Raw genomic sequence first — 11,292 nt, forward strand, 5'->3', positions numbered from 1 at the left:
TTATATTAATATATACTTAGACAAATAAAGGAGAGTTTTATGAAAATTTTAGCTATTGAATCAAGTTGTGATGAATTTTCTATATCAATTATTGATAATGGAAAAATACTAACAAATATAATTTCATCTCAAATTAAAAATCATCAAGAATTTGGTGGAGTTGTTCCAGAATTAGCTGCAAGATTACATGTTCAAAATTTAAATTGAGTATTAGAAGCAGCAATTAAAGAAGCAAATATAAATATAGATGAAATTGATTATGTATCATACACTCAAAAACCTGGATTAATTGGTTCTTTAATTATTGGAAAATTAGTAGCTGAAACAATTAGTTTATATATTAATAAACCGATATTAGCTTTAGATCATATTCAAGGTCATATTTATGGAGCAAGCATTGAACATGAATTTGTTTATCCAGTACTAGCAATGGTAGTTTCAGGAGGTCACACTCAAATTGAATTAGTTAATTCTCCATTTGATTTTCAAATAATAGGATCTACTTCTGATGATGCAATTGGTGAGTGTTATGATAAAGTAGCTAGAGTTTTAGGATTATCTTATCCAGGTGGTCCGGTGTTAGATAAATTAGCTATCAAAGGTAATAAAAACGCTTATAATTTACCAATAGCTAAAAACGATAATTCATATGACTTTTCTTATTCAGGATTAAAAACAGCATGTATAAATTTAATTCATAATTTAAAACAAAAAAATCAAAAAATAAATTTAGAAGATTTTGCAGCAAGCTTTCAACATGCAGCAACAAGTATTATAGAAAAAAAACTTGAAAAAGCTATTATAGAATTTAAACCTAAAACATTAACTGTTGCTGGTGGAGTTAGTGCTAATAGTCAAGTTAGAAAAATAATTTTAGAACTAGGAGAAAAATATAATATAAAAAACACTTTTGTTCCTAAAATGAGTTATTGTACAGATAATGCTGCGATGATGGCTAAATTAGCTTATGAAAAATTAATTAATAAACAAAATTAATCACACATTAACTTTAAACTAGTAAGTAGGTGAATATATGAAGAGTAAAGAAAGAAGAAAAATATTAAGAAAAGCAGGAGATAAAAATTTTAAAGCTTTAAATAAGTCTTTTATTGAGTTTTATACTTTATTAGAAAAATCAGTATTTTTTAGAAAAAATAAAAAAAGAAAATACATTTATATGAATCCTGAAATCAGTAAAATGAATAAAATCATGAAACTGTATTTTAAAAAACCTCAATTAACTTTTGAAATTGATGATAATATGGCTCCGATTAGATTTGAAACTGAAGATGGTGTTGTAATCAGTGGATTAAAATATATAACTGATCCTAATTCTAAAAAATGAATTATAGGTTGTCATTGATTTACAGGACATAAATATTGAAGTTTATATTGAGCTAAACCTTTTATTGAACTTGGATATAATGTTTTAGTTTTTGATTTTAGAAATCATGGTGAATCTGATTCAACTGATCTTATAACTTTAGGATTATTAGAAAGCCGAGATTTACTTGCAGCAATTAAATATTTAACTGATAATGAAAAACCTCAAACTATAGGGTTATTAGGTATGAGTATGGGTGCTTATATAATTAATTATTTAACAGTTACTCAACAAGAATTTTTAAAAAAACATAAAGTTAAATTTGCAATTAGTGAATCAGCTTATGGTTCAATTGAAACATTGTTATCTAAAATTTGAAGAACAAGAATTAGAAGATTTTTTAATAAAAAAATTGACAGTAAAATAATTACTGATATTTTAAAATCACAAGAAAAAGCAACTTTATATGATTGAACAGAAATGAATATTTTTGATAAATATGAAAAAGAAAATGTTAAACCTGCTCAAATTCCTATTTTATTTATTCATGGTAATAATGACCGATACACTTCTTCAAGTGATACAACAAGATTGTTTATTAACAGATCTAGAACTATAAAAAATGATGAACTTTTAATCTATAACTTTTCTGGACATTGTACTTCATTAAAAGAACACTACAGTCAAACAATTTATAGATGATTAAAATTTGAAAATAAAATTATAAATGATGATAACGCCACTAAAAAAGCACTAGAAAAACTAGGTATTGCTGATAAAATTATTGAAAATAATTTTAATGAAAGTTTAGAAATATCAACTTTTTATTTCAAAGAAGAAAAAGAATAAGAGGTGTTATATGTCATTAAAAAATATTAAGTTAATTGTAACTGATTTGGATGGAACGGTTTTAGAACATGGAAAACTAGCAAACAATCTTGATGTTGAAGTTTTTAAACAAGCAAATCAAAAAGGTGTTTATACAACTATAGCAACCGGTCAACCTTACATATCAGCAAAATCAAGAGCAGATTTATTTAATATAGCAGATCACATTGATTTATTTGTTTTATCTAATGGATCACTTATTTCAAAAGTTAGTGAATTTGATCCAATTTATATAAATTCAATTGAAAGTGATATTGTAAATAAAGTTGTTAAAAAATTAACTGAATTAAATATTTGCGCTGTTATTTTTACTGCAACTATTAATGATGTTTATTGAAACAATATTCCTTTTACAGTTGAAAGTATGAATAAAAGAAATTGATTTGAAAGATTTAACAAAACAATATGTTCAACAAAAACAGATTTTGAGTTTAAAAATGTTGTTCAAATTATGAGTTTTGTTGAACAAGAAAAAGAACAAGAATTACAAAATTGATTTACTCAAGAAAATATGAATCAATATCTAACGTTTATGAAAAGTGATATTGAAACTACACCTATTTATGAATTTACTAACTTAACAGCTACTAAAGGAAATGCAATTGAAAAAATGGCTGAAATTTTAAACATAAAAAAAGACGAAATTGCTATTTTTGGTGATAATATAAACGATATAAGCATGTTTGAAAAAATTCCTAATTGTGTTGCTGTTGGTAATGCAGTTGATGAAATTAAACATAAAGCAAAATACATTACTGATACTAATCTAAATGGTGGTGTTGGTAAATTTATCAAAAAATATATATTGGAGGACTAAATTTATGGAATTAAAAGAACTATTTCAACAATATGAAAAATTAGCTGACACCAAAGTAAGTGTTTTAGCTAGAGTTAGATCAAACAGACAAGGAAAAGCTGTTTCATTTATGGTTTTAAATGACGGAACTACATTAAATGATGTTCAAGTTGTTTATAAACCTGAAATTAAAGGATATGAAGACGCTCAAAATGCTAGAGTTAGTTCAATTGTAGAAGTTACAGGAAAATTAATCTTAACACCAAATAATCAACAAGCTTTTGAAATTCAAGCTGAATCAATTGAATTATTAGATCAAGCAATTGAAGATTATCCATTACAAAAAAAAGAACACTCAACAGAATTTTTACGTGAAATTTCACACTTAAGAGCAAAAACAAAAACATTTAATGCAATTTTTAGAATTCGTTCAACTGCTGCTTTTGCAATTAATAAATTCTTTAATGAAAAAAACTTCGTTTTAGTACATTCTCCGATAATTACAGGAAATGATGCAGAAGGAGCTGGTGAAGCATTCTTAGTAACAACTCGTGAAGATGGAAATTATGAACAAGACTTTTTTGGTAAAAAAGCTAGTTTAACAGTTTCAGGACAATTACACGCCGAAGCTCTTGCTCAAGCATTTAGAAAAGTTTATACATTCGGACCAACATTTAGAGCTGAAAACTCAAACACAGCAAAACACGCTGCTGAATTCTGAATGATTGAACCTGAAGTAGCATTTGCTGATTTAAAAGATAATATTGCTTTAATTCAAGATATGGTTAAATATGTAATTAACTATGTATTTGAAAAAAACTCAGAAGAATTAGAATTCTGTGACAAAAACTTAGAACAAGGATTAATTGATAAATTAAACAGTGTTAGAAATTCTGAATTCAAAGTTACAACATATTCAGAAGCTATTGAAATTCTAAAAAAAGCTGTAGCAAACGGACACAAATTTGAAGAATCAAACATTGAATTTGGTTTAGATTTAGGAACAGAACACGAAAGATTTATTTGTGAACAAGTTAATAAAGCTCCAACATTTGTTACAAACTATCCAAAAGATATCAAAGCATTTTACATGAAACAAAATGATGATGGTAAAACAGTTGCTGCAGTTGATCTACTAGTTCCTGGAATTGGTGAATTAGTTGGAGGAAGTCAACGTGAGGATAACTTTGAAAAATTAGTTCAAAGATGTAAAGAAATGAACGTTGATGTTGATCAATTAGAATGATACAACAACTTAAGACAATACGGATACTACAAATCAGCTGGATTTGGATTAGGATTTGAAAGACTAATTATGTACATTACTGGTGCGTCAAACATTAGAGATGTTATCTCTTTCCCAAGAACACCAAGAAACTTATTATTCTAATAATAAAAAATGATTCTTAAGAATGAGAGTAGGACAAAGTTATTAGACTCCCTAAGGGATAGACCCCCTAGGGGGTCTATTTTTTTTCAAAAAAGGAGTATTTATGAAAAGAGGAAAGCAACTAAGTGTAAGTGAGTGGTTAGAAGTATTTAAGCACTACAAAGAATATTTATCTCAAAATATTACTAAAAAAGAATTTTGTTATATTTATAGCAAAATTAGAAATTCTGAAAATTATTTACTTTCAGAAGAAGCCTTCTGATATTTATCTAGAAAATATAAAGATTATAATTTAGGTATGGAACTAAAAGAATCACAAACAGGAAAAGCACCTAAAAAAGGTAAAGGATCAGGTAGACCTAGAAAGAACAAAGAAGAATATGATAAACAAAGAAACGAAGTGATTAAAGAGATTGATCGCGAAGTTTTAGAATGGTTAATAACAGACCTTTTTAAAGAAGATATTTTAAAGAAAAATAAGGTTGACAATCTAGATGAACTGATAGAAAAAATTAAGAAAAAATTTGGAGAAAATATTTCTAACAAGGAAATAATGAAAATTCTTGGAATACCTAAATCAACTTTTTACTACAAAATCAAGAAACAATCAAAAGATAAGAAAGAAGCTGTTATAGAACACGCAGAAATAATTAGAGAAGCTTTTGCAAAACAAAACGGAAGATATGGTAGAGAAAGGCTATCAGCATATATTTTCAAGACATATGGCATTATTATTAACCCTAGAACACTAGGAAGAGCAATGAATAAATTAGGTCTTTTCTGTCACGTAAGAACAACGTGCAAGAAAAAGCGTGAATCAAAAAATACTAACGTGTATTATCCAAATATTGCTAATAGAGATTATAATGGACTACAAAACGATATTTATGCAAGTGATGTTAGTTACATTCCTGCTCCAATAGATGTAGAAGGAAGACATGTTTATTTATCTATCGTAATTCATCACAAAACAAAGAAAATTGTTAGTTATAATTTATCCATATATAATGACACTAATTTAATTATGACTCACATTAGAAAAACAAAATTTCCTAAAAACTTTATTATTCACACAGACCATGGTGTAACATATTCATCGAATGAATATCTTGAGTATATAAAGCAACGAGGTGGAGTGGTGTCAATGTCAAGAATAGGTAACTCTCTAGACAATAGAGAAGCTGAATATTTCTTTTCAATTTTAAAATCAGAAATGTTTTATAACTTTGAAAAGAAAGTAAAAGAAATGACTTTTAGTGAACTAAAAGAATGTATTAAAAATTTCATTGAGTGATATAACAATGAAAGAATATTAAAAAAATTCAAATGAAAAACACCTCAAGAACTATGAGGTGTGTATAATAAACATAACTATTTAGTCTAATAATTTTGTCCCGGTTTCAATCATTTTTTATTTTTTATACATCTCCCCCCTTGCTTGCAAAAAAAAAAAAAAAGTAAAATGCTCGGTACCCCGAAATCCGGACTTTTTTAAGCGGTAACCTGTCTTGTATATTCAACAGGTGTTAGTCCGCTTAGTTTTAAGCTTATTCTTTTATTATTATATCAATAAATATATCAATTTAATTTCTCAATAACTTGATCAATATTTTTGTATTTTCTATTATAGAACATTTCTCTTTTTAATATACTAAAGAAATTTTCTGCAGGTGAATTGTCAGACAGTTTCCTTTTCTAGACATACTTTGAATAGCACCTGCTTTTTCTAATTTTTCTACAAACGATCTATGTTGGTAATGAATTCCTTGATCGGTATGTATTATAGTTTTACCTGGAATTATCTTGTCTATAAAATTGTCAAGTGCTCTATTTGTCATCTCAACGGTTGGTCTAGCTCCATAGCTGTAACCAACGATTTGATTGTTGAATGCATCTTTATAGATTTGTAAATATAGTTTATGTTCACCAACCTTTAATTCAGTTAGATCACCAAATATTTTTAGGAATGGTATATCAGCTTTAAAATCCCTTTTTATTACGTTATTAGCGACAGTTCCAACCGTTCCTTTGTAAGAGCTGTATTTTCGTCGTCTAGAAGCGTTATAAATGGAAATTAAGCTATTTTCTTTCATTATTTGTAACACTTTCTTTTTGCTGATTTTATAACCTAGTAGTTTTAATTGAAAGTGTATGCGTTTATGACCAAAATCGCGGTCATTATCGTAGAAAATTTCTTCAATTTTTAAAGCAATTTCCTTGTATTTATCGTCTTTATCGATATTTTGTTCTAGTTTTTGTTTTCATTCATAAAATGTAGATTTTTTAATGTTAGCAATTTTTAATCAATCAGATATTTTTAAGTTCGGACAGTTGTGCTCTAATTCTAAAATTGATTTTACTTTTTCTTTGTTTTTGAATGAATTAGAGCTCTCAACTTTTTTAAATACATGTTCTCAGCTCGTGCTAATTCTAGTTCGTGTTGTAATCTCTTATTTTCTTCTAAAAGCTTATCAGCTTCTGTTTCTGATAGTTTCTTTTTGTCTGATGACATGTTATCAATATCTCCTGCATTTCCTATTAATTTAGAAATACCAGCAACACCATGTTTATAATATTTGCTTTCTCACAAAGATATTGTTGATGCATTCTTTATATTAAAATGTTTTGCTGTTTCTAAAAAACTTAAATTATTTTCATTTTTATATTTTATAACAGCAATTTTAAACTCAGAAGTGTATATAGATTTATTCTTGCTTTTTCTAATACCTCTAATACCAAAAGATTGATATTGACACTTTCAATTAACTATTGTGTTAATGTTTATGTCATACTCTCTGGACACTTGAGTAATAGTTTTACCACTTAACAATTCTTTTATGACTCTCTTTTTAATCTCATATAAATACTTCGCCACAAATATAGTACCCCCTTGTCCGGACAAGGGGGTACTATGCAGAAAAAAGTAGAAACTAAAAAGAAAAGTAAAAGCAAAATTCTATTAATTATTGCTGGATTATTAGTTATTTTTGGCTCAATAACCGGAGTAACTGTAGGTTTATTGCATAGTAAAAAAGAACAGAATAAAGATTTTATCGATCTAAGCAGAGATATATCTGAAAAAGAACGTTTCTTAGATATTTTATATATTGAAAATAAAGAAGAAATACTAAAACATATAAACAAGATTTTAATTCCTAAAAAATCAAATATAGATATCAAACCAGAACATGTAACAATGGTATTTAATAAAAATTCCGCTAGTGCAACAGTCATTGCTAACAATTCTGATGATGTTAAAGGAGAAGTGGAATTGAAATTCTATAAACCAGATATCGCTTTTCTTGTAAAAAACGAGGATAAAGATCTTGGGCTTTTTATCGTTGTTAATGAACAAAATATTATTGATGAAATAATTAGAAGAAATATTTTACAAAATAATAAGTTTGATCAAAATTTTAACTTTGAAAAATTTAATAAAGATTTTGATATTAATATTAATCAACAATCACGAACTATTGTAGTTAAAGCAAAATCTGATTCTACTCATTATACTGGAGAAGTTGAATTTAAATATCAATCTCCATTTTCATCATTAGATCAAGTAATAACAACCTTAGACCGATTAGAAAATAATAGTAATGACACTATTTTAAATAGATTCTTAGAATTAAATAGAAATTTATTCAATCAAGAAAACGTAAAAATTAATAAAGATCAATTAAAAGTTGAAGTTAATCAAAATACTGCAAAAATTATTCTTACTGGTAATAAAAACTACCAAGGAGAAATTGAAGTTAATCTGGAATTTAAAACTGACATTTCAAATTTAGATTTAAATACTAATGCTGGACCATTTAATTCAAATGACTCAAACACAATCATTGAAAAATTTATTAAAGATAACGAACAAAAACTTCCTGGATTTACTGTTGCAAGTTTTGATGTTGTTTCAAATAGAAATGGAAAATTAAAAATCAAAGTTAAAGACAGCAATAATTCATTCCAAGGTACAGTTGAAATTTCATATTCAGTTAAAACTGATATTGCAAGTTTAGAATTAAATACTAATGCTGGAATATTTGATTCAGTAGAGAAAAACGCAATTATTGACTCATTTATTGCAAATAACCGCGAAAAATTACAAGGATTAACTACTCAAGATTTTGAATTTGTTGGAGATATACAAGATACTTCATTAACTGTTAAAGTTAAAGATAATAATCCTAAATTCAAAGGACAAATTGTAATTACTTTTTCAATTAAGGACGATTTCAATAAAATTGGAGATATCGTAAAGGAAATAAATAATCTTAACAATAATGATCAAGAAACTGTTTTAAATAGGTTTTATGAATTAAATCAACAAGTATTAAGACCACTTAACATTACAAAAGACAATTTAAAAGTTGAAGTTACAAATAACACTGCAACTATTACAATTGAAAATCATCCAAATTATCAAGGATCAATTAATGTGAATTTAAGATTATTACCAATCACTTTTACATATCTAGGTGTATTAGATAATGATGATCAAAGATCTGTCTTAGATGCATTAAATAAACTAAATAAATCAAATTTAAGCTTAAATGATCTTAATATAGAAATCAGAGAAAATACTGCAACAATTACAGGAAGAGAAAATAAAAAATCTATTGGAACAATTAATGTTGAGTTTGGTTTAAAAGCTATTTATTCACCCGATGATAATCAATTAACAAGAATTGGATTCTTTAAAAATGAAAGAGGTAAATGACAAATTGAAAGAGTTGACCCTTTTGCTAAAAAAGTACCACCAAATTTACCTACATTTATATCTAGTCTGCATAGGGCATTTAATGAAAATAGGAACACGACAATTTCGGGATTGGAAAATTGAGATACTTCAAATGTAACTGATATGAGTTTTATGTTTAGTCATGCTATAAACTTCAATCAATCCATAGGAAACTGAAACACCTCAAATGTAACAAATATGGAATATATGTTTAATTTTGCCAGAAACTTCAACCAACCTCTTGGAGATAAATTCGATACTTCAAAAGTAACTAATATGGTTAATATGTTTAATCATGCTGAAAACTTCAACCAACCTCTTGGAGATAAATTCAACACTAAAAATGTAACAAGTATGAATTTTATGTTTAATCATGCTTATAACTTCAACCAACCACTAGGCGACAAATTTGATACTTCAAAAGTAACTAATATGAGTACTATGTTCCGAGATGCTCGATCATTCAACCAATCTCTTGGAGATAAATTCGATACTTCAAAAGTAACTAATATGAACGAAATGTTCCGTAATGCTAATAATTTCAACCAACCTTTAGGAGATAAATTTGATACTTCAAAAGTAACTAATATGAACGAAATGTTCCGTAATGCTAATAATTTCAACCAATCTCTTGGAGATAAATTTGATACTTCAAACGTAATTGATATGAGAGGAATGTTTTATAGCACCACAAAATTCAACCAACCTTTAGGAGATAAATTTGATACATCAAAAGTAACCAATATGGTAGCTATGTTCCAATTTGCTGAATCTTTCAACCAATCTCTTGGAGATAAATTCTATACTTCAAATGTAACTGATATGGGAATTATGTTCCAAGGAGCTAGATCATTCAACCAACCTCTGGGAGATAAATTCGACACTTCAAATGTAACTGATATGGGTTTTATGTTTTATAATGCCGAATCTTTCAACCAAGACATTTCTAACTGAAATGTAACAATAACAGATCCGGTACTTTTAGAAAATTTTATGGTACGATCTAAACTGGAATCTATGAGAGACAAACTTCCTGCAGCAATTAGAAAATTGTTAAATTTATAATTATTAAAAATAGAGTTTATAACTCTATTTTTTCTATATTCTTCATATCTTATTTAATAAGACTAAACTAATATAATTACTATTGATAATGGTGTAAAATATATATATTGAATGTAAAAGGTTGGTGTAAAAAATGCAAGTATCATTTGTTATAAGCTCACAATCTAGTTTAGAAAGATTAAAAAAAACAGTAGATTCTATACTTAATCAAAAAAACAAATCTTTTGAAATCATTATTCTATTTGATTCAAAAGTAGATGCTGAAAAAAAAGAATATTTAAATGAGTTATTCGAACAAAACCAAAACATTATTATAAGCGAAAACAGCAAAATGCAAGATACTGCTCAACATTGAAATATTTCAAAACTATTAGCTAGTGGAAAATACATGGTTTTTGTTAAAGAAGGAGATCATATTTTTGAAAATTTTGTTGATGAAATAGAAAAAATTTCAAACAATCATAATCCAGATATGATCCAATTTGATTTAGAATATTATGGATTATTAGAAGAAACTTCAGCTAAAACATTATTACAAACAAATAAGTTATATGATCTTGAAAATGAAAAAGAAGTTTATGCTTACATAAGAAGAATTATTTATTCTAAAGCTTTTAAAACACAAATATGTAAAGAAAATAAAATTAGTTTCAGACCAAAAGTTCGTTTTGATAGTTTATTCACATTTGAATTTTTAAAACATTCTAAAACATTTTTTGCAACTGATGAAGTATTAACTAAACATAAAGTATCAGTTATGAAATACTCAGCATTTGATATTATTAACCAATGACCACATATTATGAATTATTTCAGAGCAACAGGTGAATATAAACAAATAGCTGATGAATTACACTATGCTTATTATTATGAATTATGTTATAACTTCTTAAATTTAGTTAGTTTATTTGATGATGCAGTTTTATATAAAAACGTTTTAAACAAATGTCAATTTAAAGTTAAAAATAAAATTGATAAGTTCATTAAAGTTAACAAAATATTTTTAGAAAATAAAGATGAGAAATTCTCACAAAGAGTTAAAAAGTTTAATGAACATATTGATTCAGAATTAAACAAAATAAAATAATATA

Annotated in this window: 7 protein-coding genes and 1 pseudogene; 7 read left to right on the forward strand and 1 reads right to left on the reverse strand. The window is 26.5% G+C overall.

Annotated features, from left to right (window positions below):
• Positions 1-39 precede the first annotated feature (39 nt).
• From tsaD to MYE_RS00860, 5 genes are all read left to right on the forward strand, one after another.
• Positions 40-996, forward strand: coding sequence for a tRNA (adenosine(37)-N6)-threonylcarbamoyltransferase complex transferase subunit TsaD (gene tsaD, locus MYE_RS00840; RefSeq protein WP_042733150.1), 957 nt, complete (start codon positions 40-42; stop codon positions 994-996).
• 37 nt (positions 997-1,033) lie between these two features.
• Positions 1,034-2,173, forward strand: coding sequence for an alpha/beta hydrolase (locus tag MYE_RS00845; protein WP_042733151.1), 1,140 nt, complete (start codon positions 1,034-1,036; stop codon positions 2,171-2,173).
• Positions 2,174-2,183: 10 nt separating this feature from the next.
• On the forward strand, positions 2,184-3,029 hold the full coding sequence (locus MYE_RS00850) for a Cof-type HAD-IIB family hydrolase (protein WP_042733152.1): 846 nt from the start codon (positions 2,184-2,186) through the stop codon (positions 3,027-3,029).
• Between the two features lie 4 nt (positions 3,030-3,033).
• Positions 3,034-4,398: an asparagine--tRNA ligase gene (gene asnS / locus MYE_RS00855; protein WP_042733153.1), complete on the forward strand. Its 1,365-nt coding sequence runs from the start codon at positions 3,034-3,036 to the stop codon at positions 4,396-4,398.
• Between the two features lie 103 nt (positions 4,399-4,501).
• A complete protein-coding gene (locus MYE_RS00860) occupies positions 4,502-5,782 on the forward strand; it encodes an IS3 family transposase (RefSeq protein ID WP_042733154.1) in 1,281 nt (426 codons plus the stop codon).
• A 107-nt stretch (positions 5,783-5,889) separates the two neighbouring features.
• Here the strand turns inward: MYE_RS00860 and MYE_RS04110 are convergent.
• Positions 5,890-7,273 (reverse strand): annotated as a pseudogene (locus MYE_RS04110) (IS3 family transposase).
• 36 nt (positions 7,274-7,309) lie between these two features.
• Between MYE_RS04110 and MYE_RS03985 the strand changes: the two are divergent.
• Both MYE_RS03985 and MYE_RS00880 read left to right on the forward strand, forming a co-directional pair.
• Positions 7,310-10,201, forward strand: coding sequence for a BspA family leucine-rich repeat surface protein (locus MYE_RS03985; RefSeq protein WP_052491385.1), 2,892 nt, complete (start codon positions 7,310-7,312; stop codon positions 10,199-10,201).
• A 133-nt stretch (positions 10,202-10,334) separates the two neighbouring features.
• Positions 10,335-11,288, forward strand: a complete 954-nt coding sequence (locus MYE_RS00880; RefSeq protein WP_042733156.1) for a glycosyltransferase — start codon at positions 10,335-10,337, stop codon at positions 11,286-11,288.
• The last annotated feature ends 4 nt before the right edge of the window (positions 11,289-11,292 follow it).

This window comes from Mycoplasma yeatsii GM274B (assembly GCF_000875755.1).
Classification (GTDB): Bacteria; Bacillota_I; Bacilli_A; order Mycoplasmatales; family Mycoplasmataceae; genus Mycoplasma; species Mycoplasma yeatsii.